This is a genomic window from Bradyrhizobium sp. USDA 4472 (genome assembly GCF_054058595.1).
Genome location: NZ_JBSSAM010000001.1, coordinates 5096339 through 5121233, shown reverse-complemented (window position 1 = coordinate 5121233; position 24895 = coordinate 5096339). Strand labels below are relative to the sequence as shown.

22 protein-coding genes are annotated in these 24895 nt (G+C 65.1%); 4 read left to right on the top strand and 18 right to left on the bottom strand.

Annotated features, from left to right (window positions below):
• Positions 1–138 precede the first annotated feature (138 nt).
• On the bottom strand, positions 139–939 hold the full coding sequence (gene thiD / locus ACVWZ4_RS23810; RefSeq protein ID WP_456741345.1) for a bifunctional hydroxymethylpyrimidine kinase/phosphomethylpyrimidine kinase: 801 nt from the start codon (positions 937–939) through the stop codon (positions 139–141).
• Positions 940–1124: 185 nt separating this feature from the next.
• Between thiD and ACVWZ4_RS23805 the strand changes: the two genes are divergently transcribed.
• Positions 1125–1370, top strand: a complete 246-nt coding sequence (locus ACVWZ4_RS23805) for an Lrp/AsnC ligand binding domain-containing protein (RefSeq protein WP_018317369.1) — start codon at positions 1125–1127, stop codon at positions 1368–1370.
• Here ACVWZ4_RS23805 and ACVWZ4_RS23800 read toward each other — a convergent pair.
• Positions 1367–2293 carry a c-type cytochrome gene (locus tag ACVWZ4_RS23800; protein ID WP_456704580.1) on the bottom strand — a complete coding sequence of 309 codons (927 nt, stop codon included), beginning with the start codon at positions 2291–2293 and terminating at the stop codon, positions 1367–1369. The two genes, ACVWZ4_RS23805 and ACVWZ4_RS23800, sit on opposite strands and share 4 nt — an antisense overlap.
• Positions 2294–2446: 153 nt before the next feature.
• On the opposite strand from ACVWZ4_RS23800, the gene ACVWZ4_RS23795 reads away from it, so the two are divergent.
• Positions 2447–2866 (top strand): CHRD domain-containing protein, encoded by a 420-nt coding sequence (locus ACVWZ4_RS23795; protein ID WP_456704581.1) that lies wholly within the window; start codon positions 2447–2449, stop codon positions 2864–2866.
• Positions 2867–2940: 74 nt separating this feature from the next.
• Here ACVWZ4_RS23795 and ACVWZ4_RS23790 read toward each other — a convergent pair whose 3' ends face one another.
• From ACVWZ4_RS23790 to ACVWZ4_RS23740, 11 genes are all read right to left on the bottom strand, one after another.
• Positions 2941–4224, bottom strand: a complete 1284-nt coding sequence (locus ACVWZ4_RS23790) for a cystathionine gamma-synthase family protein (RefSeq protein WP_456704582.1) — start codon at positions 4222–4224, stop codon at positions 2941–2943.
• Positions 4225–4409: 185 nt separating this feature from the next.
• Positions 4410–4859, bottom strand: coding sequence for a c-type cytochrome (locus ACVWZ4_RS23785; RefSeq protein WP_456704583.1), 450 nt, complete (start codon positions 4857–4859; stop codon positions 4410–4412).
• Between the two features lie 96 nt (positions 4860–4955).
• Complete coding sequence (locus ACVWZ4_RS23780; RefSeq protein ID WP_456735707.1) at positions 4956–7265, bottom strand: xanthine dehydrogenase family protein molybdopterin-binding subunit; 2310 nt, start codon at positions 7263–7265, stop codon at positions 4956–4958.
• A 284-nt stretch (positions 7266–7549) separates the two neighbouring features.
• Positions 7550–7939: a DUF1127 domain-containing protein gene (locus tag ACVWZ4_RS23775; protein WP_456741344.1), complete on the bottom strand. Its 390-nt coding sequence runs from the start codon at positions 7937–7939 to the stop codon at positions 7550–7552.
• 400 nt (positions 7940–8339) lie between these two features.
• Positions 8340–8765, bottom strand: coding sequence for a GFA family protein (locus tag ACVWZ4_RS23770; protein ID WP_456705331.1), 426 nt, complete (start codon positions 8763–8765; stop codon positions 8340–8342).
• 88 nt (positions 8766–8853) lie between these two features.
• Positions 8854–9135 carry a hypothetical protein gene (locus tag ACVWZ4_RS23765; RefSeq protein WP_456742259.1) on the bottom strand — a complete coding sequence of 94 codons (282 nt, stop codon included), beginning with the start codon at positions 9133–9135 and terminating at the stop codon, positions 8854–8856.
• Positions 9136–9210: 75 nt separating this feature from the next.
• Positions 9211–10737 (bottom strand): murein biosynthesis integral membrane protein MurJ, encoded by a 1527-nt coding sequence (murJ, locus tag ACVWZ4_RS23760; protein WP_456741343.1) that lies wholly within the window; start codon positions 10735–10737, stop codon positions 9211–9213.
• 190 nt (positions 10738–10927) lie between these two features.
• Positions 10928–12079, bottom strand: coding sequence for a DegT/DnrJ/EryC1/StrS family aminotransferase (locus ACVWZ4_RS23755; protein WP_456704587.1), 1152 nt, complete (start codon positions 12077–12079; stop codon positions 10928–10930).
• Between the two features lie 34 nt (positions 12080–12113).
• Entirely contained in the window at positions 12114–13118 is a 1005-nt protein-coding gene (locus ACVWZ4_RS23750) for a Gfo/Idh/MocA family oxidoreductase (RefSeq protein ID WP_456704588.1), read from the bottom strand.
• A 180-nt stretch (positions 13119–13298) separates the two neighbouring features.
• Complete coding sequence (locus tag ACVWZ4_RS23745; protein ID WP_456741342.1) at positions 13299–14711, bottom strand: mannose-1-phosphate guanylyltransferase/mannose-6-phosphate isomerase; 1413 nt, start codon at positions 14709–14711, stop codon at positions 13299–13301.
• 7 nt (positions 14712–14718) lie between these two features.
• Positions 14719–15708 (bottom strand): NAD-dependent epimerase, encoded by a 990-nt coding sequence (locus ACVWZ4_RS23740; protein WP_456735711.1) that lies wholly within the window; start codon positions 15706–15708, stop codon positions 14719–14721.
• Positions 15709–15972: 264 nt separating this feature from the next.
• Here ACVWZ4_RS23740 and ACVWZ4_RS23735 point away from each other — a divergent pair, with 264 nt between their 5' ends.
• Both ACVWZ4_RS23735 and ACVWZ4_RS23730 read left to right on the top strand, forming a co-directional pair.
• On the top strand, positions 15973–16932 hold the full coding sequence (locus ACVWZ4_RS23735) for a lysylphosphatidylglycerol synthase transmembrane domain-containing protein (protein WP_456704591.1): 960 nt from the start codon (positions 15973–15975) through the stop codon (positions 16930–16932).
• A complete protein-coding gene (locus ACVWZ4_RS23730) occupies positions 16929–17936 on the top strand; it encodes an MraY family glycosyltransferase (RefSeq protein ID WP_456735712.1) in 1008 nt (335 codons plus the stop codon). The genes ACVWZ4_RS23735 and ACVWZ4_RS23730 overlap by 4 nt, the downstream gene beginning before the upstream one ends.
• On the opposite strand, the gene ACVWZ4_RS23725 is transcribed toward ACVWZ4_RS23730, so the two are convergent.
• The 5 genes from ACVWZ4_RS23725 to rfaE1 all read right to left on the bottom strand — a co-directional run bounded on the left by ACVWZ4_RS23725 (position 17924) and on the right by rfaE1 (position 24895).
• Entirely contained in the window at positions 17924–18871 is a 948-nt protein-coding gene (locus ACVWZ4_RS23725) for an NAD-dependent epimerase/dehydratase family protein (RefSeq protein WP_456741341.1), read from the bottom strand. The genes ACVWZ4_RS23730 and ACVWZ4_RS23725 overlap by 13 nt on opposite strands.
• Positions 18868–20100, bottom strand: coding sequence for a glycosyltransferase family 4 protein (locus ACVWZ4_RS23720; RefSeq protein WP_456741340.1), 1233 nt, complete (start codon positions 20098–20100; stop codon positions 18868–18870). Before ACVWZ4_RS23720 ends, ACVWZ4_RS23725 begins: the two co-directional genes overlap by 4 nt.
• Positions 20101–20102: 2 nt before the next feature.
• The gene (locus ACVWZ4_RS23715; protein ID WP_456704595.1) at positions 20103–22013 is read right to left on the bottom strand and encodes an SDR family NAD(P)-dependent oxidoreductase; all 1911 of its coding nucleotides are present in this window, start codon (positions 22011–22013) and stop codon (positions 20103–20105) included.
• Between the two features lie 114 nt (positions 22014–22127).
• Positions 22128–23381 carry an O-antigen ligase family protein gene (locus ACVWZ4_RS23710; protein ID WP_456705332.1) on the bottom strand — a complete coding sequence of 418 codons (1254 nt, stop codon included), beginning with the start codon at positions 23379–23381 and terminating at the stop codon, positions 22128–22130.
• 29 nt (positions 23382–23410) lie between these two features.
• A complete protein-coding gene (gene rfaE1, locus ACVWZ4_RS23705; protein ID WP_456741339.1) occupies positions 23411–24895 on the bottom strand; it encodes a D-glycero-beta-D-manno-heptose-7-phosphate kinase in 1485 nt (494 codons plus the stop codon).

The window sequence follows — 24895 nt, the reverse complement described above, 5'->3', positions numbered from 1 at the left end:
TACGAATCGGACCTTGCCTCGCCCTCCCCGCGAATATCAGCCGCATGCGACAAACAGGCGACATGGCCCGCGATGGGGCCCCGCAAAATGCCGGGAAGCCATGGTCCCGGCGGGTGCTTGCGAGCCGCGAAATCAGCGTCAGTAAAACCTGTGGAAATGATGGATCGGCCCGTGGCCGTGACCGACGCTGAAGCGGTCGGCAGAAGCGATCGCCGCGCTGATCCAGCTCTTGGCATTGCGCACGGCCGTTTCGAGATCTTCGCCCTTGGCAAGACCTGCCGCAACCGCTGAGGATAGCGAGCAGCCGGTGCCGTGCGTGTTGCGGGTCGCGATGCGCGGTGCAGCAAGCGCGATCATGGCGGTGGCGCTGATCAGATAGTCGGTGCTCTCCGCTCCCTCGCCGTGCCCGCCCTTGATCAGGACGGCGCGGCAGCCGAGGCCAAGCAGGCGACGCCCCTGGCTTTCGACATCGCTCTCGCTTCGCGCGACCGGCTCGTCCAGCAGCGCAGCCGCCTCCGGCAGATTGGGCGTGATCACCGACGCGAGCGGCATCAGTTTCGTGCGCAACGCTTCGACGGCCTCCGCGGCAAGCAAGCGATCGCCCGAACTTGCGACCATCACGGGATCGAGCACGACATGGCGCGGCCTCCAGTACGACAGCGCTGAGGCGATCGCATCGATGCTGCCTGCCTGCGCCACCATGCCGATCTTGACGGCGCCGACGTCGAGATCGGAGAACACCGCATCGATCTGCGCGGTGAGGAAATCAGCGGGCACCGGGTGAATGCCGGTGACGCGTTTGGTGTTTTGCGCGGTCAACGCGGTGATCGCGGAGGTGCCGTAGACGCCGAGTGCGGCAAAGGTCTTCAGGTCGGCCTGGATGCCGGCGCCGCCGCTCGAATCGGAACCGGCGATGGTGAGCGCCACTGATGTCGTCATCGCGGGACACGCTTGCTTGAACAAAACTCGGCCATCGCCTGTCCTAGCGCCCTCCCACAGCCCCAGCAAGCCGCCGAATCTCGCGGCGTCGATGACCTCGTGGCACTTGTCGCGACCGCTGGCGGCTTGCTAAATCGGGCCGGTTTTGGCCTATTGGCCGGGAACAGGCCTTCGGAGTGACTGCTATGGTTCCTTTTTTCGTCCAGATCAAATGCAAGCTCGGCCAGTCCTATACGGTGGCCAACGCGCTCGCCGAAGCCGAGATCGCCTCCGAGATCTACTCCACGGCAGGCCAATACGATCTGCTGGTGAAGTTCTATGTCGACAAAGACACCGATATCGGCCACTTCGTGAACGAGAAGGTGCAGGTGCTGCCGGGCATCCAGGACACCCTCACCATCATCACCTTCAAGGCGTTCGGCGCCAGCTAGCCGCCACCTTCCCTGCGCTTGGGCGGCGTCGGGCCATCGACGGGCGGCAGCGACTTCAGATAGGCGGCCATCGCCGCGCGGTCCTCAGGCTTGAGCTGCGCGAGGTTCTTGATCACCGGCCGCATCGAGCCCGATGCGCTGTCGCCCTCGGGCATGTCGCCGGTCTCGAGGAAGTCGGCGATGTCGCTCTCACTCCAGCTGCCCAAGCCCTTCTGAGTGATGTTCGGCACCCAGCCCTCGCCTTCGGGATTGGGGCCGCCGGCGAAGCGCTGCGAGCCGATGACGCCGCCGAGAACATTGCGCGGGCTGTGGCACTCGGCGCAATGGCCAAAGCCGTTGACGAGATAGGCGCCGCGATTCCATTGCGCTGAACGTGCCGGATCTGGCACGAACGGCCTGACATCCATGAACAGCCATTTCCAGATGCCGACATTGCGGCGGATGTTGAACGGAAACGGCAGATCATGGTCGCGCACCCGGCCCGAGACCTGCGGCAGCGTCTTCAGGTAAGCGAAGAGATCGCGGACGTCGTTAATATCAGCGATGTGGTAGGACGTGTAGGGAAACGCCGGATAGTAGTGTGTGCCCTCTGGCGAAATGCCGCGTGTCACCGCATTGACGAAATCGGCCTCGCTCCAGCGTCCGATGCCGTCATTGGGATCGGGCGAAATGTTCGGGACATAGAACGTGCCGAACGGCGAGCCGAGCGCCAGGCCGCCACCGAGCCGCAGACGATCCGGCTGGTTGGGCACGGCATGGCAGGACGAGCAGCCCCCGGCGTTGAACAGCTCCTGCCCGTTGGCGAGATCGGGCCCGCGCGTCGGCGCCGGCAAGGCCAGCGCAGTCGGCGCGGTCAGCCACCAATAAGCGGCAACAGCTGCAACGGTCGTGACGAGAATGACATAAATTGTTCGTCGCAGCATTGCGGATCCCATCGTGCTCCGGCGAATTTACGGATCAACCCGCAGCCGCTCCAGCCACGAATAATTTAGATGGTTCGATCGGAATCCGGGAATAAACTTGCAATCGCACTGTTTGCAGGTTGACCGCAATCAGGCGTCAACAGGGAGAGACCCATGAACAAAGCCCTTTTTGCCACGCTGGCACTCGGAGCCGCCGTCGCATTCGCAGGCTCGGCCAGCGCGGAGAAATTGAAGGCGACGCTGGACGGCAAGTCCGAAGTCCCCGCCAATGCCAGCGCCGGTACCGGCACGGCTGACATCGACTATGACGCCGCCAGCAAGAAGCTCTCCTGGAAGCTGACCTATTCCGGGCTCTCCGGCCCCGCCACCGCCGCTCATTTCCACGGTCCGGCCGAGCCTGGCAAGAACGCCGGCGTCATGGTGCCGATCCCCGGCGCCGCGAACAGCCCGGTCGAAGGCTCGGCGACGCTGACCGACGCGCAGGCCTCCGATCTCCTCGCCGGCAAGCTCTATGTCAACGTCCACACGGCGGCAAATCCGGGCGGCGAAATCCGCGGCCAGGTGACCAAGTAAGTTCATAGCAATCGCATCGGCGAGGGCCGGGCGCGAGCAGCGCTCGGCCCCTTCTATTCTGAATCTGCCGTAGCTCAGGCCGCGCTCAATGCGTGCTCGAGGTCGGCGATCAGGTCGGATGGATTTTCGATGCCGATCGACAGCCGGATGGTGCAATCGAGCACGCCGATCTTGTGCCTGATATCGGCGGGGACACCGGAATGGGTCATCGTCGCCGGGAGGCTGGCGAGCGACTCCGTTCCGCCAAGGCTCACGGCGAGCTTGAAGATCTGCAAGCCGTTGAGGAATTTCTCCGCCGCCGCCTGGCCGCCGACGATGTCGAACGAGAATGTCGATCCCGCCCCCAGGCATTGCCGTGCGAACACGCGCCCCGAGGGTGAGTCCTCCTCGTGGTGACCGAGATAATGGACCTTCGCCACCTTGGCGTGACCGCGTAGATAATCCGCGACGAGGCGCGCGTTGCTGTTGGCCTTCTCCATGCGCAGGCTCAAGGTCTCGAGCGAGCGGTTGATCATCCAGCAGGAATGCGGATCGAGCTGGGTGCCGATGGCGCCGCGCAGCGCCTTGACGCCCTTCATCACCGCCTTGGTGCCGAGCGCGGCGCCGGCGATCAGGTCGGAGTGCCCGCCGACATATTTGGTCAGCGAGTACAGCGAGATGTCGGCGCCGTGCTCGATCGGCCGCTGAAACACCGGGCCGAGCAGCGTGTTGTCGCAGGCGATGATCGGCGTCTGGCCCTGGGCCTTGCCGATGGCATCGGCGACGCGGCGCATCAGCGCGATGTCGACGAGGCCGTTGGTCGGGTTGGCGGGGGTCTCGACCAAAATCATCGAGACCCGGCCCTTGCGCATCGCCTCCTCCGCGGCGCTATTGACCGTCGCTTCGTCGATGCCATCGGCAAAGCCGACCGCGCCGATCGAGAACCGCGACAGCGTGTTCGTCAGCAGCGTCTCGGTGCCACCATAAAGCGGCTGTGAATGCAGGATGACGTCGCCGGGCCGCACGAACGCCAGAATCGTGGTCGAGATCGCCGCCATGCCTGAGGAGAACAGCGCGCAGCCCTCGGTGCGCTCGTAGACTGCGAGCCTGTCCTCGACGATCTCGCTGTTGGGATGGTTGAAGCGCGAATAGACCAGGCCGGCGCCCATGCCCGCCGGCGGCTCGCGCCGGCCGGCGACGTAGTCGAAGAAGTCCTGGCCGTCCTCGGCGGTCTTGAACACGAAGGTCGAGGTCAGGAACACCGGCGGCTTGATGGCGCCTTCCGACAGCTGCGGATCGTAGCCATAGGTCAGCATCAGCGTTTCCGGATGCAGCATATGGTTGCCAATATGGGTTTTCGACGGGAACGGTTTTGCCATGGCCTGTCTCGCTGTTGACTGCGATCGCCGCCCGCGCGTCGGAGCTCCGAACCTGAGGCATCGACGCCGCTCGGCGCAAGCAAACATAACCATTCTGACGACGATCCGTCAGACCATGGAGGAGAATTAGCTGATGGAATCAGAAAGGCATGATGCCCGTAGACGGAGTAACGGGCTGTGCCGCCCTACTTCAGCTTCACCCGGTACGTCTCGTGGCAATCATTGCAACGGTCGTTCATCGCGGTGTAGGCGGCCTTCAGGCTCGCCACATCGTGGATCTTGCCCTTGACGTCGGCGATCGCCTTCTGCACCGGCGGGATCTTGGAATCGAAATCGGCCTTGTTCTGCCAGACTTTCGGCGACGATCCATAGGTCGCGTTCACGACGGCCTGCTTGGGATTCACCTCGAAAGTCTTGGCGATCTTGGCGACGTCGGCCTCCAGATTGGCGATCGCCTCGTCGGCGGCCTTCTGGTTGTAGGGAATCTCGCCCTTCGCCATCTTGAGGATGACGCCGTACATGCTCTTGGCCTGCGAGCGCATCAGATTGTCCTGCTGCACGGCAATCTCCTGCTGCGCCATCACGGCGCCTGCCCCCAGAACAAGGGTGCCCACGACAATCAACGTTCGTTTCATCGGCTCGTGACTCCGGCTCGCAAGTCGGTTTTGGGGGATGCTCATGAGGATAGAACCCGGCCGCGGGCCGTTAATTCCCGCGGGCGATGCGCCGCCTCACAGCCTGTGGCGGCGATGGTGCTCGTTGATCGCGATCCATACCCGCTCGGGCGTCGCCGGCATGTCGATATGATCGATCTTGTACTCGCGCCAGAGACCGTCAACGATCGCGTTGACGACGGCCGGACAGGAGCCGATCGCGCCGGCCTCGCCCGCACCCTTCACGCCCATTGGGTTGGTCGTGCAGGGAATGTTGTTGGTCTCGAACACGAAGGACGGACCATCAGCGGCGCGCGGCAGGGCGTAGTCCATGTAGGTGGCGGTGATGAGCTGGCCGTCGGTCGCGCCATAGACCACCTGCTCCATCAGCGCCTGGCCGATGCCTTGCATGGCGCCGCCATGCACCTGGCCCGCCAGCAGCAGCGGATTGAGCGTCTTGCCGAAATCGTCGACGATCACGTAATTGACGATTCTGATGATGCCGGTCGCCGGATCGATCTCGACCTCGGCGACATGCGTGCCGTTGGGATAGGTGCCGTCGGCGCTGGCAAAGGTCGCGCTGGCGTTCAGCTTGGATGGATCCGCGCCGGGGCGCTTGGCGAGATCGGCGAACGAGATCGAACGGTCGGTGCCGGCAATGCGCACGAGGCCGTCTGATATCTCGAGGTCGCCGGCGCTGGCTTCCAGCGCCTGCGCCGCGATCTCTTTCAGCTTCTGGCCGAGCTCACGCGTGGCGCGCTCGACGCTCACCCCGCCCGACGGGATCGAGGCCGAGCCGCCGGTGCCAAGACCGGTGGCGATCATTGCGGTGTCGCCCTGGTGGACGTGTACACGCTCGGGCGCAACGCCGAACTGCTCGGCCACGATCTGCGCATAGGCAGTCTGGTGGCCCTGCCCGCTCGACTGCGTGCCGATCAGGACGGTGATGTCACCATTGGGGTCCATCCGCACATTGGCGGTTTCCTCTCCCATGGTGCCGCAAACCTCGACGTAGCTTGCTAGGCCAATGCCGCGGATCAGACCGTTTTTCTTGGCCGCCTTGGCGCGCTTCGAAAACTCCTTCCAGTCGGCGATCTCCATCGCGCGCTTGAGATGCGCGGCGAAATCGCCGGAATCATAGACCTTGCCGGTCGCCGTCTTGTAGGGGAGCGCCTTCGGCGGAATGAAGTTCTTGCGGCGGATGGCGTCCGGCGTCATCTCCAGTTTTCGCGCGCACGCGTCGACCAGGCGCTCGATGACGTAAGCCGCCTCCGGCCGGCCCGCGCCGCGATAGGCATCGACGGGCACGCTGTTGGTGAAGATGGTGCGCACCCGGCAGTGGAAGTTCTGGATGTCGTAGAGGCCCGGCAGCATGCCGGCGCCGCCATGCGGAATGTAGGGCCCGAAGGTCGACAGATATGCGCCCATGTCGCCCATCAGGTCGCAATCCATCGCGAGGAATTTTCCGTCTTCGGCCAGCGCCATCTTCGCGGTGGTGACGTTGTCGCGGCCCTGCGCGTCGCCCATGAAATGCTCTGAGCGGTCGGCCGACCACTTCACCGCCTTCTTCAGCTTGCGCGCCGCGACCGCCATCAGGGCGTATTCGCGATACGGAAACAGCTTCGTGCCGAAACCGCCGCCGACGTCGGGGCAGATCACCCGCATCTTGTCTGTCGGGATGTTCAGCACGTTCTGGCACAGGATGTCGCGCAGCCGATGGCTGCCCTGGCTGCCGACGGTCAGCGTCAGATGATCGGCCTTGGCATCGTATTCGCAGACCGCCGCGCGCGTCTCCATGAAGCTCGCGACCACGCGCGGATTGACGATGGAGATTTCGGCCACCGCATGCGCCCTGGCGAACGCAGCCTCAGTCGCCTTCTTGTCGCCGATCGAGACGTCGAACAGCACATTGCCCGGCTTGTCCGGCCAGACCTGCGGCGCGCCCGTCTTGACGGCGTTGACGACGCCGGTGACGGCAGGCAGCGGGCTCCATTTGACGTCGATCGCCTCGATGGCGTCGCGGCCCTGGTCGATGGTCTCGGCGACGACGAAGGCGACGGAATCGCCGACATGGCGCACCTCGTCCTTGGCCAGGATCGGGTACGGCGGTCCGGTGAACGGATCGGTCTCGAGATTGAACAGGCAGGGCAGATTGCCGAGATCGGCGACCTCGGCGGCGGTCAGAATCAGCGCGACACCAGGAAGCGAGCGGGCGCGGCTCGCGTCGATGGTGAACTTGGCATGGGCATGCGGCGAGCGCAGCACCAGGCAGCGCAGCGCGGCCTGCGGCGCGTAATCGTCGGTATAGCGGCCCTTGCCGCGGATCAGCGCGTCGTCCTCCTTGCGGAGCACGCTTTGGCCAACGCCGAACTTGATGGGGGCTGCCATTCTATCTTCCCGTTTCTCATGGTTGTTTTGGCGGCATATTGCCGTGGAAAAACTGGCAAGGCAAACGGGTTTAGGCAGGCGGGACCCGCGAAAAAATGCCCAGGACCTCGAGCGTCGCAGCCGGCGCGGTCATTTCCCTGTGAAGATCGATGATTGGTCGGATGCGCTCGCGCCGGCGAGCCGGATGGTCGCCGAGCACGCAGGGCCGGGCACGCCTGAGAACAAGCGCCGGGCTGACCGCCGCTTGGTCTCAGAATGCGCGTCCAAATCTCGCGGCTGATCATCTACATCCCACCGCCATTCCAGAAATAGCGCGTGCTGTCCCTCAAATTATCGATCACGCGCTGGGGCGAGAGGTAGTCAACCTCGCTGCGCGTCAGACCGATATCCATCAGCTCCCTGTCACTCAAATCCTGCAAACCGAGGTGCCGGCCCCGGCGCCGCTCCCAAATCGCAAGCCAGGCCCGCTTGAGCAGGCTGAAGACGCTTCGCGCCGGTAGTTGGGCAGCATTCTTTTCGGACAGGGCGTCGTCCAGCGCCGCAGCGGACGCCTCGAGGCGCGCCGCCAACGCCGCGTCGACTGCGCTCTTGGCCGACACGATGGAAAGGTTGACGCCGCGCCTTGCGGCCGCGCCCTCAAGTCCGGGTGAAATATCCGTTAGTTGTGGTGGCATCGTACGCTCCTGCTGTTGTGCCGGCAGGGAGCGTGGCCAAACAAAAGGCCCCGTCCGATGCCGGCGGGGCCTGGTGGAAAAGATGTCGTCGTCGAGATGCTAGCGCACGACTCCTTCCACGGCCCGGCCGAAGCGGGTCATGTTCCAGAAGTTCATTTTGCGCGAGCATTTAATCATGCGCTGCCAGTAGCACGGCAACCGTGCAAAATCAAGAGATGCATCGGAGCCAAGCACTCCTTTGAGGCGAGTCGCAACAGGTGTTCGCGAGCACCCAAAATGGCGTTGCAGGGACCGGTCAAGGCAAGCCTCTTTTCCGCGGCCGCACGCCGCGGAAAAGAGATCGCCAGCCGACGAGACGGCCGCTCTTGCGCAGGAGCTCAGCTGAGATCATGAAGGATCGCTATTCAGAAATGGCGACACCTGAGCCTCCGAACTCGGCAGGAAAATCCTTCAGTTTCGGGAGGCCGTCCCTGATCGGCAACACCGTCTCGGAATAGTTGACGTGCACGCCCGGCGCGAACTTCAGCGTCGGCAATGTGGCTGCGTACACGTCGACGAGCCCAAGCGGCGGATGGTCGCACATGAGATGCCCTCCGCAGCGCTTGCAGTATTGCCGATGGCTCAGCTCCGATTGTGCGTAGGTGGCGACGTGTTCGGCGCCTTTGGTCACTCGCACGTTCTGCGGCTTCCACAATGTGAATGCGTTCACCGGGGCGGCCGACCAGGAGCGGCACGACGAGCAATGGCAATATCCCATTGCCTCCGGTGCTCCCTCCGCTTCGATTTCAACCGCGCCACAAAAGCACTTGCCGCTGAAAATCGTCATGATGTCGATCTCCTTGATCCGATCGGTTGGACGTCCGAAGCTTCGGCCCTGTTTCGCGAACCTTGTCTGGATTTCAGCGAGGCCCGCTTCATAGACCCCGAGCAACGCATCGCTGGCGGCCTTCTCCTGCCCTCGCTCGGGAGTATAGCCGTTCCAGGTCACGGCGGAAGAGCCATTGGCTTGTCACCTTGATCGTTGCGGTGTGGTTCGAGACGGGAAGAGGGCTCGTCAGAAACTTGTAGGAGTAGCTGTACTCGGCTTCAGTCCGAGCAACTTGCGTCTCGACGAAAGCGGCCTTCCCGTCCTTCGTGACGAGAATGCGCGTCGATGGCGCCTTGCCGTCCTCGATGCACTGACCCACCGGGGGCAGCCAATCCTTGATCGCGCAGAACGGCCCGATCAGCGACCAAACGCCCCGGGCCGGCGCTTTGCCATTCGCTCGCGACTAGCCGCGCACCAGCGAGACCAGCCAACTACGGCCGAACAGCACGAGGATGGCGAGGGCATAGACGATCGTGCCCCCGATGGCGAGCAGCACCAGCGTCACCTCATCGTGGAAGCGCATCGCGCCGAGCGATGCCCCGCTGACGCGCGCGATCAGCCAAAAGGCGGCGGCGAGCACGATCCCGGTCAGCAGGAATTTGCCGAGCGACATCAGCCAGGCGCGATCGAGCACGAGAAAGCCGCGCCGCACGGCGAAGAACAGCACCAGCAGCAGATTGGTCCAGACGCCGACGGCGGTTGCCAGCGCGAGGCCGATCTGGGCGAGCGAGCCCATCAAGGCAACTTTCAGAGCGACGTTGACGGCGATGCCGGTCAGCGACGCGCGAACCGGCGTCGCGGTATCCTTGCGGGCATAGAAGGTCGCGACCGCGCTGCGGATCAGCACGAAGGGGATCAGGCCGATGGCGTAGGCCGCGAGCGTGCCCCCGGCGGCAACCGCATCGGCCTTGGAGAACGCGCCGCGGGCGAACAGCGCGCGCATGATCTCGTCGGGCACGGTGAGGAAGGCGGCCACGAAGGGGATCGAGAACAGCAGCGTGAAATCGAAGGCGCGGCGCTGCGCCTTCATCGCGCCGTCATGGTCGTTGGCGGTGATCCGTTTCGACATCTCCGGGAGCAGCACCGTGCCGATGGCGATGCCGATCACGCCGATCGGCAATTGATTGAGACGATCGGCGTAGTACAGCGCCGACAGCGCGCCGGCCGGCAGGAAGGTCGCGATGATGGTGTCGGCGAACAATGCGACCTGCGTGCCCATCGAACCCAGCGTCGCCGGCCCGAGCGCCCCAAAGAAAGCGCGGACATCCTCGTCGAGCTTGAGCGGCGCAAAGCGCGGCAGGCCGCCATGACGCGCGAGATCGCCGGCGAGCAGGAAATACTGCAGGAAGCCCGAGATCAGCACGCCCCAGGCCGCGGCGTGGCCCGCGGTCGGAAACCAGGCGGCAAGCGCCAGCGTCATCATCATCGCGACGTTGAGGAAGATCGACGCGGCAGCCGCGCTGGCAAAGCGCTGCATCACGTTGAGCATGCCGCCGTAGAGCGTCACCAGCGTGATCAGCAGCAGATAGGGAAAGGTGATCCGGGTCAGCTCGATCGCGAGCTTGCGCTGCTCGGCATCCTCACTAAAGCCCGGCGCCAAAATGCTCATGGCCTGCGGCATGAACAACCACGCGACGATCAGCAGCACCACTTGGGAGGCCAGCAGCAGCGTGAAGATGCGATCGGCGAACAGCCGTGCCGCCCCCTCCCCGCGCTCGCCATGGACGTGGGCATAGGCCGGCACCCAGGCGGCGTTGAAGGCGCCCTCGGCAAAGATCGCGCGGAAATGATTGGGCAGCCGCAGCGCCACGAAAAAGGCATCGGCCACCGGACCCGCGCCGAGGATGGCCGCGAGCATGATGTCGCGGGCAAATCCCGTCAGCCGCGAGAGCAGCGTGTAACCACCAACGGTGAAGATGCGTCCGAGCATGCGTCTGTTTTAGAGCATGGCGCGATTAGGTCTAGGTGCCAACCACGGCGGAGGTTTGCTCCCTCCCCCGCTTGCGGGGGAGGGTTGGGGAGAGGGTGTCTCGGCGACGAAGATCCCCCCAGAGGAGAGAACCCTCACCCGGATCGCTTGCGGGATCCGACCTCTCCGCAAGCGGGAGAGCGAACCAAACTCACCCCGCGAGCGCGCCGCGGACGGCGGCGATGACCCGCTCCTGATCGGCTTCGGTCAAATAAGCGTGCATCGGCAGGCTGATGACGTCCTGCGACAGGGTCTCGCAAATAGGCAGGCCACCCTCGGCGATTGGATATTGCTTGTAGGCGGACTGCTGATGCATCGACTTGCCGTAATAGACCGCGGTCGGCACGCCCTGGGCCTTCAGCGCCGCGGCGAAGCCGTCGCGGTCGGTGCCTTTGGGCAAGCGGATCGTGTACTGCGCCCAGACCGAGGTATTGCCGGGGCTGAGGCGCGGCACCGTGACCACGTTGGACAGACCGCGTGCGTAACGCTCCGCGACCTTGTTGCGGGCGGCGATCTCGTCGTCGAAAATCTTCAGCTTCTCGATCAGGATCGCGGCCTGCATGGTGTCGAGCCGGCCGGTCAGGCCGAGGCGGACATTGTCGTATTTGTCGACGCCCTGCCCGTGCACGCGGATGCTGCGCAGCGTCGCTGCGAGCTCGTCGTCATCGGTCAGAATCGCACCGCCGTCGCCGAAGCAACCGAGCGGCTTTGCGGGAAAGAAGCTGGTCGTGGTGGCGAGCCCGAAGGTGCCGAGCTTGCGACCCTTGTAGCTGGCGCCGAAACCTTGCGCGGCGTCATCGATGATGAACAGGCCTTCGTCCGCGGCGATCTCGGCGATGGCATCGTGGTCGGCGGGCTGGCCGAACAGATCGACCGGAATCACCGCGACCGGCTTCAATCCGGCCTTGCGCGCGGCCGCAATGCCGCGCCTGAGCGATTCCGGGCTCATGTTGAAGGTCGTCTCGTCGACGTCGACATACACAGGCGTCGCGCCGGTGCGTGCCGCCGGCGATGCAGTCGCAATGAAGGTGAAGGAGGGACACAGCACGGCATCGCCTGGCCCGACATTTTTCGCCATCAGCACCATCAGAAGCGCATCGGTGCCGTTGGAGCAGCTGACGACATGCTTGGCGCCGCAATAGGCCGCAAGCTGCTTTTCAAGCTCGAAAACCTCGGGGCCATTGACGAACTGGCAATGGTCCATCACGCGCTTGACGGCTGCATCGAGCGAGGCGCCGAGCCGGACGCGCTGCGAGGCGACGTCGATGAAGGGAATGGGTTCGGAACGAAGATGCTGGTTCATGGCGCCTTCTTCAATGATCGACATGGAAAGGGTTTTAGCCGGCGACGCGGCGCGGCGCCTTGCTGGCGGGCGATGTGGCCGCGGGCCGTGAGGGCGCCTCGAGGCATTGCGTCGCGATCTCGAGGCTGGCGACGCCCTCGTCGCCGGTGACCGCCGGCGTCTCGCCGTTACGCACGGCCTTGAGGAAGGCGATCAGCTCGGCCCGCAGCGGCTCGTCATGGCCGACCGGCAGGTGCCGCATCGAATAGCTGCCGTCGGGCTTGAAGCCGAAGCATTCGGTGACCTGGCGCGTCAGGAGATCGCCCATCACGTATTTGCCGCGGGTCGCGACCGTGACGCTGCGCGCCTTGAACGGCGTCAGCCAGTTGGTGTTGATGTGCGCGAGCACACCGCTGGCGGTGCGGAATTGCAGCAGCGCGATGTCCTCGCGTTCGGCGACCGCGCTCGACAGCTGCGGCTGCACGTCGACGATGTCGGATTCGGTGAACCAGCGGATCAGGTCGATGTCGTGCACGGCCAGATCAATGACGACGCCGACATTGGACATGCGCGGGGGGAACGGACCGACGCGCGTGATCGCGATCGAGAGAATGTCCTCGCCCGCGATCGCCTGCTTCACGGCGGCGACCGCCGGATTGAAGCGCTCGACATGGCCGACCATGAGCGTGACGCCGGCCTTTTGCGCGGCGGCGACGATGTCGCGGCCCTCTTCCACCGTCGAGGCGATCGGCTTCTCGACCAGCACGTGGATATTCTTGGCGATACAGGCGAGCGCGACCTCGTGATGCAGATGGGTCGGCGCCGCGATGGTGACGGCTTCGACGCCCTCGGCAAGGAGCTGGTCGAGCGTCTCAAAGCTGTTGCATCCGGCAAGCTCGGTCGCGCGCGCGCGATGAGCCGGCGAAGGATCGACCACGCCGACCAGGCTGACGCCGGGCAGGCCGCTCAGCACGCGCGCGTGGTTGCTGCCCATCACGCCGGCGCCGATCACACCGACGCGCAAGCCGGCCCTTGCCGGCTGTGATCCCATGGAACTCATCTGATCGAACCCCGATTCAACGCAAATCCCCGGGCGCTTCTAGCACGGGTGCCACAGATGTGGCGAATGTCGGCCTGACTGACCGGACACGATTTGATTCAAAAAATTACACGTTCTCCGGGCCTTAGCCGCCAGAAGCGGGTTTTTGGAGCCCGGATCGCGTGATTCGGAGTTTGCTGGTTACGACCTTTGATAGTCGTCTTCAATCCGGATGATGTCGTCTTCCCCGAGATAGGATCCGGTCTGGACCTCGATCAGTTCCAGCATGATCTTGCCGGGGTTCTCCATCCGGTGCACCGCGCCCATCGGGATGTAGATGGATTCGTTCTCGTGCACGGTCTTCACGGTCTCGTTCACGGTGACACGCGCAGCACCTCGGACCACGATCCAGTGCTCGGCACGGTGGTGGTGCTTCTGCAACGACAATCGCCCGCCCGGTTTCACCACGATGCGCTTGACCTGGTGGCGCTCGCCATTGTCGACCGACTGGTAGCTGCCCCAGGGGCGATGCACCTTCAGATGCTCCTCGGTGACCTTGGGCGCGACCGCCTTCAGCTTGGTCACGAGACGCTTCAGGCCGTCGGCATCCTGCTGGCGCGAGACCAGAACCGCATCCGCGGTCGCGACCACGACGAGATCGTCGACGCCTTCGAGCGCGACCAGCGCGTGATCGGTCGTGACGTTGCAGTTGCGCGAATTCTCGAACACGGCGGCGCCGTGCGCCGCATTGCCTTGCGCGTCCTTGTCGGACAATTCCCACACCGCGCGCCAGGAGCCGACGTCGGACCAACCGCAGGACACCGGCACGACAGCCGCGCGCGAAGTCTTTTCCATCACGGCGTAGTCGATCGAGATCGCCTTGGCCGCGCCGAACGCCTCAGGCTCCAGCGTGACGAAGCCGAGATCGCGCCCCGCGCTGGTCACCGCATTGGACACCGCCTCCACGCTCGCCGCGTCCACCCTGCGATATTCGTCGAGCAGCAAGGCGGCCGGAAACATGAAGTTGCCGCTGTTCCAGAGATAGCCCGAATTGACGTAATCCGCGGCCTTCACCGCATCCGGCTTCTCGACGAAGCGCGCCACGGCGTGAACCTCGCCTGATATCACCTCGCCCGGGCTGATATAGCCGTATTCCGTCGCCGGCCGCTCCGGCTTGACGCCGAAGGTGACGATGCGTTCCTTGCTCGCGGCCGCGAGGCCTTCGCGGCAGGCCGCGACGAAGGCGGCGTTGTCCCGGACCACGTGGTCGGCGGCGAGCGCGAGCACGATCGCTTCACTCCTGCGGGCTTGCGCAAACGCCGCGCCAGCGCCGATCGCAGGACCGGAGTCGCGGCGCATCGGCTCGAGGATCACGTCGGCCTCGATACCGATCTCGGCGAGTTGCTCCAACACCATGAAGCGGTAGGCGGCGTTGGTGATGACGACAGGGCGGTCGAACAGCGCGGCGTCGGAGACGCGCAAGAGCGCGTCCTGGAAGGTCGAGCGCGACCCGAACAGCGGCAGGAACTGCTTCGGGCGCACCTCACGCGAAGCCGGCCACAACCGCGTGCCGGCGCCGCCGCACATGATCAGGGGGATAATGCGTTTGTCCATCTTCGTTTCAAACCTTGTAGTGGTCGCGGTACCAGGTGACAAAATTGTGGACCCCGCGCTCGATCGGCGTTGACGGTGCAAAGCCGGTGTCGCGCATCAAATCCTCGACATCCGCGAACGTTTCCACCACATCTCCAGCCTGCATCGGCAGCAATTCTTTGATCGCCGTCCGACCCAGCTCCCGCTCCAGAAGCTCGACGACATGCATCAGCTCTTCGGGGCGGTGATTTCCGACATTGTAGACTTTAGACGGCGCATTTGCGGCAGCCGGATCGTCCACAGGAACGAGATCGATCAGTTTGGATACGACACGGGTGACGTCGTCGATATAGGTGAAGTCGCGGCGCATCCTGCCATGGTTGAAAAGCCTGATCGGCTTGCCAGCCATGATGGCGTTTACGAACAGAAACATGGCCATATCAGGCCGTCCCCAGGGACCGTAGATGGTAAAAAACCGCAAGCCCGTCACCGGCAGCCGGTACAGATGGCTGTAGGACTGCGCCATCACCTCGTTCGCCTTCTTGCTCGCGGCGTAGAAGCTGACGGGATGATCGGTCCGGTCCCGCTCGGAAAATGGCAGTTTCGTGTTGGCGCCATACACGGACGATGACGAGGCGTAGACGAGATGACGACAGCCGTTGTTGCGGCAGCCTTCGAGCACGTTGAGAAAGCCCTGCAGATTGGATTCGACGTAACTCTGCGGATGCTCGATCGAATAGCGCACGCCGGCCTGGGCGGCGAGATGCACGACCTCCGCAAAGCGATGCCGTGCAAACAGCGCCGCCATCGTCTCGCGGTCGGCGAGATCAGCCTGCACGAAGGAGAAGCGGGACTCGTTCCCGAGCAGCCCCAGACGCGCCCGTTTCAACGCTGGATCGTAATAGCTGTTCAGATTGTCGAGGCCGACCACCGCCCGCCCCTCCGCCAGCAGCTGGCGGGCAACATGAAAGCCGATGAAACCGGCCGCCCCCGTGACCAAAATCGCCTGATCCGTCATCCTGTTCCCAAGCGATCACCAAGCCCGACCCGCCGCGGCCAGTTTAGCCGGTATCGAGGGGGCGCAATAGCCCTCAGACGTTCACAACCGCTTCCATGGGCGCCCTTTCATCAGCGCCCTTTTCATCAGCGCCCATTTTCATCAGCGCCCATTTTCATCAGCGCTATTGCAAGATCGGCGCCAAAACCATACCAAAGCGGCCGAATTCGGCGCCCGGCGTCGGGTGAACTTCAACCTACGCCAACCCAGTTCAATGCGGGCGAGATGCGCAGAATCCTGCTGTCGACGGCTAAAATCCTGATCTCTGCGGCGCTGCTCTATCTGGCGCTGCGCAAGGTCGACCTGACCGAGCTGGTCTCGCGCTTCACGGCCACCAGCCTGTTCTGGATCGGCGTGGCGATCGCGGTGGCGTTCCTGCAGATCTTCGTCGGCGTGTTGCGGTGGCGCGAGGTCAGCGCCGCATGCGGAGCGCCGCTCGAGCTCGGCCGCGCCATGCGCTATAACGTGATCGGTTCCTTCTTCAACCAGACCCTGCCGTCCGCGATCGGTGGCGACGCGGTCCGGCTGTGGCTGGTCGCGCGTGCCGGCGCCGGGTGGCGCGCGGCGACCTATTCGATCTTCGTCGATCGCGCGATCGGCCTCGTCGCGCTCGCCGTCCTGATCGTCGCAAGCCTGCCCTGGAGCTATCAGCTCATCACCGATTCCAGCGGCCGCTCGGCGCTGCTGCTCGTCGACTTCGCTGCACTCGCGGGCGGCATCGGCTTCTTGATCTTCGGCGCGCTGAAGTGGCGGTGGCTGAAGACGTGGTGGGCCACTCACCACCTCCACGCCTGCGCCGTGATCGCCAACCGCGTGATCTTCAATCCCGGGCGTGGACCGATGCTCGCAATCCTGTCGCTGCTGGTTCACGTGCTCGCGGTCGTCATCGCCTGGTGCGTGGTGAAGTCGATCGACGCGCCCGTCAGCTTCGCGCAGGTCTTCCTGCTGGTGCCGCCCGTGATGCTGATCACGCTGATGCCGATCTCGATCGCCGGCTGGGGCGTGCGCGAGGCGAGCATGGGCCTGGCCTTCGGCTTCGCCGGGTTGGCCGCAAACGAAGGCGTCAACGTCTCCCTGCTATTCGGCGCGGTTTTCTTCATCGTCGGGGCCGTCGGCGGCCTGGTCTGGATCCTCAGCGCGGAGAAGGCCGCACAGGGCTCGGCGCAGCTCGGGGTCCCGGAGTGAACGCGCTTCCAATCGCGCCGTCGCTGCTTGCCGTCGCGATCGCCGCGCTGATCTCGGCGCTCATCACCTGGATCAGCCGCCCCCTGCTGCAGCGCTACGCATTGGCGCGGCCGAATGCGCGTTCCTCGCATCGTATCCCCACCCCGCAAGGCGCGGGCATCGCGGTGATCGCGGCGACGCTCGTCGTCGCTTCCGGATGGGCGGTATGGGCGAACGTTGCCATCCCGCCGGCGCTGGTGATTGCAACAATCATCATCGCGCTGGTCGGGTTCGCCGACGACATAGTCTCGCTGCCGGTGCTGGTGCGGCTCGTGCTGCAGGCCGCTTGCGTCGGCGCTGTCGTGTTCACCGCGCCTGACGCTGCGCGCATCGTGCCTGCCCTGCCGCTGGCGCTGGAGCGCGGCCTGATCGTGCTCGCCGGTGTCTGGTTCGTGAACCTCGTCAACTTCATGGACGGGCTGGACCTGATGACGGTCGCCGAAATGGTGCCAATCAGCGCCGCACTGTTGCTGCTCGGACTGCTCGGGGACTTGTCCTGGCCGGCCGTACTGCTCGCAGCGGCACTCTGCGGCGCAATGCTCGGCTTTGCGCCGTTCAACAAACCGGTCGCAAAAGTCTTTCTCGGCGATGTCGGCAGCCTGCCGATCGGCCTTCTGCTCGGCTGGTGCCTGCTTGAGCTTGCCTGGCAGGGACAACCGGCCGCGGCGCTGCTGCTGCCGGCCTACTACCTCGCGGATTCCACCATCACGCTGTTCCGCCGGATCGCACGGCGCGAACAATTCTGGTCGGCGCACCGCTCGCACTTCTACCAGCGCGCGACCGACAACGGCTTCAGCGTCCCGCGCGTGATCGGCGAGGCGTTCGTGCTCAATCTCTTGCTGGCGGCGCTGGCCATCCTCAGCGTTCACGCCGGCTCGACGACGGTCACGCTGCTCGCCCTGCTCGCCGGCGCGATCGCCGTCGCTGTCGTGCTGCGGCGGTTCTCCCGCCCTCAGGCGTCCTGAGCCGCCAGCGCCAGCTGCAAGCCCTCGTCGAGCGACACCGCTGGCTGCCATCCCGTTGCGATCGCCTTGGAGACGTCGAGCTCGAGCGAGCCGATCAGACTGTCATGCGTTTCCTGCCGACCGAGCATGACGAGCAGGGAGCTCAGCAGCTTCGGCGACATCCCGAACAAACGGGGACTCTTGCCGGACGCCCTCGCCAGACGCTCGACAAATTCCGGCGTCGAGACCTGCTCCCGGTCGGCCACCAGGAATATCTCGAAATTGCTCGCGTGGTCGCCTTGCGCGAGCCGGCGCTGGATGAAGGACGAGAGGTTCTGCACGGCCAGGAAGGCACGATGGTTGTGGATCGCGGCAAAGGGCAGCGGCAGTCCCAAATTCACCGCGCGGGACAGCAACGCGAAATTGCCCTTGGCACCCGCGCCGTAGACCAGCGGCGGCCTGATCACCGAGATCTTCATGTTGCTGTCGCGCGCCAGCGTCCTCAGGCCCGCCTCGGCCGCGGCCTTGGACATGCCATAGAGGCCGCGCGGCGTCAGGATGTCGTCCTCGCTGAACGGGGCCCGGCCCTCGTTGCTCCGGCCATGGACGAGAACGGTGCTGATGAAGATGAAGTGGCGCACGCCCGCCATCGCGGCGGAGCGTGCCAGGTGCAGCGTGCCGGCGATGTTGACGTTGCGGTAGAGCTGGACCGCGTGCTCCTCGTACTTGTGATGCACGCGGGCGGCGAGGTGAACGACGGCATCGACGCCGTCCAGCGCGGCCGTCCAATCGGTATCGGGGCCGATCGATTTGATCACGACCTCGTTGTCCATGCCCCCCGGCCTGCGGACCGCGCGCCGGACCGACCAACCTTCGCCCGCGAGCGTCGGCGCAACGTGGCGGCCGACGAAGCCGCTCGCCCCCGTTACCAACACGACCGGTTTTCGCGCGCTCATGGTTGCTCCGAAAGAACAGGGTTGCGCAACAGCTCGTTGATCACGCCCGCATAGGCATTCATCGCAACGCTGCGATCGAACCTCGAGGCCGCCTTCACCGCCCGCGCGGCCATGGCGTCGTCATCGGAACGGGACGCCGCCCGGATCGCGTCTGCGAGCTGATCGGCCCGGCCCGGTGTCACCACCCAGCCGAGCCCGCTCTCGACCACCGTCAGGGCGGCCTCGGCCTCAGGCTCCGAAACCAGCACGACCGGGCGGCCGACCGCCAGCAGATTATAGAAACGGCTGGGCACCGACACCCCCGCCACGTCCTTCCGGTAGGGAATAATCCAGAGGTCGGCCGCAGCCAGGAATGCCTCGAGCTCCGCATCCTCGACCCGCGCCACGAAGGCGACGTTGGGCAGGTTGGCTTCGGCCTGCAATTGCTTCAGCCGTTCGAAGCCGATGCCCCAGCCGGAGAGCAGGAAGCCGATATTCGGTTCATCCCTCAGCAGGCGCGCCGCCTCGAACACGATGTCGGGATCATGGGTGAAGCCGAGATTGCCTGATAGCCCGACGATGAAGCGCGCCCTAAGCCGCTCGCGGAACGGATTGTCCGATGTCACCGGCCGCGCCGCGGGCACGAGCGTCGCCCAGTTCGGGATGAAGCGGATCTTGCTCCGCGTCATGCCGGAATAGCCGAGCAGCGGCGCTTCCGCATCGCGGCCGATGGTGATGACGGCATTGAGCGCGCGGAACATCAGGCCGTTGGCGGCGCGCATCGCGCCCGTCACGATCGAGTGCGGCTTCAACAGGCCGGCCATCACCAGCACGTCGGGAAAGAGGTCGTGCAGGATCAGCGCCGAGCGCGCGCCTTTGAGCCACGCAGCCGCCGCGACCACATAAGGCAGCATGAACGGCGCGGTGACGGTGACGACGACGTCGCCACGCCGCAACTGCCGCAACAGCGCGATGAAGATGCGCAGCACGAACAGCAGCTCGGACAGGCCGCGCCGGACCAGCGCCGCCTTCCCCGCCATCCGGTTCCTGATGGTGATGACGCGCGGCTTGCCCGGGCCGGTCTGTGAGCCCGGCAGCGCGCCGGGCGAGCCCGAGAGCACGACGACATCGTGCTCGGTGACAAGGCGGCAGGCGATCTCGGCCATGATGGCCGCGGTCGTGCTCGGATCCGGCGGATAGTGCTGACTCGCGACGACGATCTTGCCAGCGATCTTGTCCTGCGGCTGCATCGTCAGGCCGCGGTCGACCCGAATTCGGGGACCGCATCCTTCAGGATGGTCTTGATCGTTGCCCGATCGTCGCGTGCGATCGCCTGGTCGAGCGCCGCGATCCACTTGCGCAGGGTCTGCATCGGCGGCTCGTTCGGCTGTGCGGCCATGATGCCGGCGACACCGATCTCGCGGGTCGGCTCTTCGGAGGCGAACAGGATCTCGTGCAGGCGCTCGCCCGGCCGCATGCCGGTGAACACGATCTCGATGTCGTAGCCGGGCTGCAGGCCGGAGAGACGGATCATGCGTTCGGCGAGATCGACGATCTTCACCGGCTGCCCCATGTTGAGGACGTAGACCGACACGTCCGCGCGCGCTGTGCCGAGCGCATGCGTTGCCGCGGTGATGACGAGGTCGCAGGCCTCGCGGATGGTCATGAAGTAGCGGACCATGTCGGGATGGGTCACCGTCACCGGGCCGCCGGCCTCGATCTGGGCCTTGAACTTCGGCACCACCGAGCCGTTCGAGGCCAGCACATTGCCGAACCGGACCGAGATCAGGCGCATCGGCGGCTTGGCGCCGCCGCCCGTCGCAAGATCATGGTCGAGCGCCTGGCAGTACATTTCGGCAAAACGCTTGGTGAGGCCGAGCATCGACACCGGCTCGATCGCCTTGTCGGTCGAGATCATCACCATGGCTTCGGCGCCGGCGGCAAGCGCCGCGTCGGCCACGTTGATCGAGCCGAAGATGTTGGTCTTGACGCCCTCGCTCCAGTCGCGCTCGAGGATCGGCACGTGCTTCAGCGCGGCCGCGTGGAACACGATATCAGGCTTGAACTCGGCCATCAGGCGCATGACGCGCTCGCGATCGCGAATGTCGGCGATCCGCCCTTCGATCGTGGCCCCCGCGTCCTGCGCAGCGAGTGCCTCGGTGACCGCGTAGAGCGCCGGCTCCGAATTCTCCAGGATCAGCAGGCGCGCGGCGCCGAAGGCGACCACGCGCTCGCAGATCTCCGAGCCGATCGATCCGCCGCCACCGGTGACGATCACGGCCTTGCCCCGGATCAAGCCCTCGAGGCGCGCATAGTCGATCTTTTCGCTGGGCCGCAGCAGCAGATCCTCGACCGCGACCGCGGTCAGCCGCGGCGCGTCGCCGCTCTCCAGCGAGGGCATGCGGTTGACGATCACACCCAGTTTGCGCGCGCGCATCAGGATCGATTCCGGATGGGCCTCCGGCTCGAACGCCGACGGCGTCATCACCACGCGCGCGATCGGCTTGCTGCGCTTGGCGAAGTCGGCGACGATGTCCTCGATGTCGTCAATGTCGCCCAGCACCGGCACGTTGCGGATGAACTGGCCGCGATCGGAACCCGACGGCGACAGCACGCCGACCGGCCAGATTCGCTTGATGGCGCCACTCTCGATGCCGCGCAGAAGCACCTCGGCATCGGCCGCGCGGCCGATCAGCAGCGTCGGCGCGGCATCCTGGGTGCGGGCATGGCGCCGCACCCGCGTGTAGCGGAAATAGCGGTAGGCCATACGCAACGCGCTGAGAGAGGTGATCTCCAGGAACCAGTAGAGGACGATCGTCACCTTGCCGAGGAAAAAGGCGCCGCGAACGTTGGGAGCGACGAAGACGTAGTCGAGCACCAGCAGCGCAACCGTCAGCACGCTCGCGACGCGGATGATGTTCAGCGCGTCGGGCAGCGATATGAACCGCCATTTCGTCGTGGTCAGGTTGAAGATGAAGAACACGACCACGCTGAAGGCGAGGAAATAGGGCAGGATCTGAAACAGCAGCGGCAAACGGTCGTAGAAACCCTCGCCGCCCTCGAAACGCAGGTAGAAAGCCGCAAACAGCGCCGCCGTGGTCGCCAGCAGGTCGTGGAGTGCAATCAGAAAATTGCGCAATGTGAGATGCGAAAGACGCGTCATCCGACGACCGATGAATATCCCGATGGGTGCAACCTGACCGCGCTGATAGCCCATCTCGGCAAGACTTTCTAGCAACAAGAGTTGCCAGTCGGAGGTTGCCGGCCGCGCGACCGTTCAGGAACCGGCTTGCCCCACCTTCGCCGCCTTTCCTTGTGCCCGGATCACCATGCCGCCGGCGACCCCGACGCCGATGACGTACATCCAGCCCTCGTGGAAATCGAACAGATGGGAGTTGAACAGCGAGGTGAAGATGTTCTGCACCACGACCAGCAGCCCGATCCAATAGGCCAGTCCGTCGCCGCGGAACAACAACAAATGCAGGATCCAGATCGCGTAGAGAACGACGATGCCGATGACGCCCCATTGCACGGCGACGTTCAGCGTCTGGTTGTGCGGATTCCCGATCACCTCGGCGGACGCCAGGTATTGGCCGCTCGGGGTTGCGACCTGCTCGAACAGGCCGCGCGTCGAACCGGTCCCGTGCCCCTTGATCGGGGCCTCCGCGAAGAAGCCGAGGGATTTTCGCCAGAATTCGAGCCTCAGGCCAATCGAGGTCGGCTCGCCCTTCTCCTTGTAGCGGGTGTAGTCGCTGACAAAGGTGTCAGCGGTCCTGCGCAATTGCGGCGAGGCCTGCCAGGCGACCGCCGCCCCGGCGACCAGGGCGATCGAGATCAGCGCGATGCTGCGCCACCTCAAATGAAGCAGCGCGAACACGCCGAACATGATCGGAATGGTGACCAGCGCGGTGCGCGATACCACCACGAAGGCCATGTTGACGAAGAAGCTCAGGGCCAGTGCGGTCAGCAATCCGGCAAGCCAGTGGCGCTTCTGGCGCAGCAGCAGCACGATCGGATAAGCGAGCGCGACCGCGCAAAGCGTGAATTCCTGGCTCTGGTCGATGTAGTTCTTGACGAAGATGCCGCGCTCGAGTTGGTCGTGCCGGAGCGTCAAATCGGGATAGAAGGCGACCAGCCACGACATCACCGACAGCAGGGCACAGGAGACCAGGAAGGCGATGAAGATCCAGCGCCCGCGCGGCGAACGCTCGAAATGATAGAGCAGCACCGGCAGCACCAGCAGCTTGACCGTCGGATTGAGCGCATAGAGACGCGCCCCCCACGCCGCGTCCGACCACAGCGTTCCCACCAGCGCCAGCAGAACCAGCGCGATCGGCGCCGCGCAGATCGGGCGTGTCAGCGATCGCAGGAATGCCGTCCAGTCGAGAAACGGCACCAGGCAGACCAGGAACAGCACGTTGAAGATCGCCGTGAGCGACGTCGACCACGGCAGCGAGACCACCGTCAGAATCGCGAACAGGTCGGCCGTCTCGCTCCACGCTGCCGGACTGCGGAGACGCCGCCACAGCATCGGGGCGGTCGTTTTTTCCGTCAGCGCGATCACTTGGCGCCTCCCCGCGCACGATGCACCAGCGCGGTGGTGCTGAAACCCTGGAGGATGTCGACCAGCACGACGGTTCCGCCGGCGGCCTCGACGACCTCGTGGCCGACCACCTGCTCGCGGGTGTAGTCGCCGCCCTTCACCAGCACGCTTGGTGCGATCCGCCTGATCAGGTCGATCGGCGTGTCCTGTTCGAAGATGACCACGAGATCGACCGCTTCGAGCGCCGCCAGCACCTCTGCACGCGCGCGCTCGTCTTGCACCGGACGCTCCTCGCCCTTGAGCCGCCGCACCGAGGCGTCGCTGTTCAGCCCCACGATCAGGCGGTCGCAGGCGGCGCGCGCCGCGGTCAGCACCTTGACGTGGCCGGGATGCAGGATGTCGAAGCAGCCGTTGGTGAAGCCGACGCGCAGCCCCTGCCCCTTCCATTCGGCGAGCCGGGCGTCCAGCGTGTCGGGCGCGCTCACCACCTTCTCCTCGGCTGCGAGCGTGGCATGCGGCAGGATCTTTCGCCGCAGTTCGTCGGCGCTCACGCTGGCGGTGCCCTGCTTGCCGACCGCGACCGCAGCGGCCGCGCTCGCCACGCGCAGCGCCGTGTCCCAGTCCGCCTCCGCCGCGAGCGAAACCGCGAGCGCGGCGGCCACGGTGTCCCCGGCGCCGGATACGTCGCGCACCTTCACCGGGAAAGCCGGCACGTGAACGGCCTCGTTGCTGCGCGGGACCAACGTCATGCCGTGCTCGCCCTGCGTCACCAGGATCGCTTCGCAATCGGCAAGCCGCATCACGTCCTCGCTGGCATCGACGATGCTCTGCGGCGTGTCGGCGCGGCTGCGGGTGGCCTCCGAGAATTCCTTGCGGTTGGGCGTGAGCAGTGTGGCGCCGCGATAGATCGCCCAGTTCAGGCTCTTGGGATCGACGATCACGCGCTTGCCGAGCTTGCGCGCGGCGTCGATGGTGTGGCGGATCACGCGTGCGGTGAGCACGCCCTTGGCGTAGTCGGAGAGCAGCACGATATCGGCGCGGGCGATCTGCGGCAGGATCGCTTCGATCAGCCTGGTCTCGACCTCTTCGGAGGCGGCGACCGCCTGCTCCCAATCCGCGCGCAGCATATGCGTGGAAAAATGCTCGGAGACGAAACGGACTTTTCGCGTGGTCGGCCGCGACGGATCGCGCACCAGCGCGCTTTCGATGCCGGCATGGTCTGCCAGCGCGGCGGCGAGCCGCTTGCCGGCCTCATCCTCGCCGACGAGGCCGACGAAGATGCAGCGCGCGCCAAGCGCAGCGACGTTGCGCGCGACATTGCCGGCGCCGCCGATGTGGATCTCGCTGCGCTGGGCCGCGATGACGGGTGTCGGCGCTTCCGGCGAGATCCGCGACACCTCGCCGTAGACGAACTCGTCCAGCATGATGTCGCCGATGCAGAGCACCGTGCGGCGCGCAATATCGTGCGCCAGGGCATCAAAATCGAGGATGGGCGTCGGCAT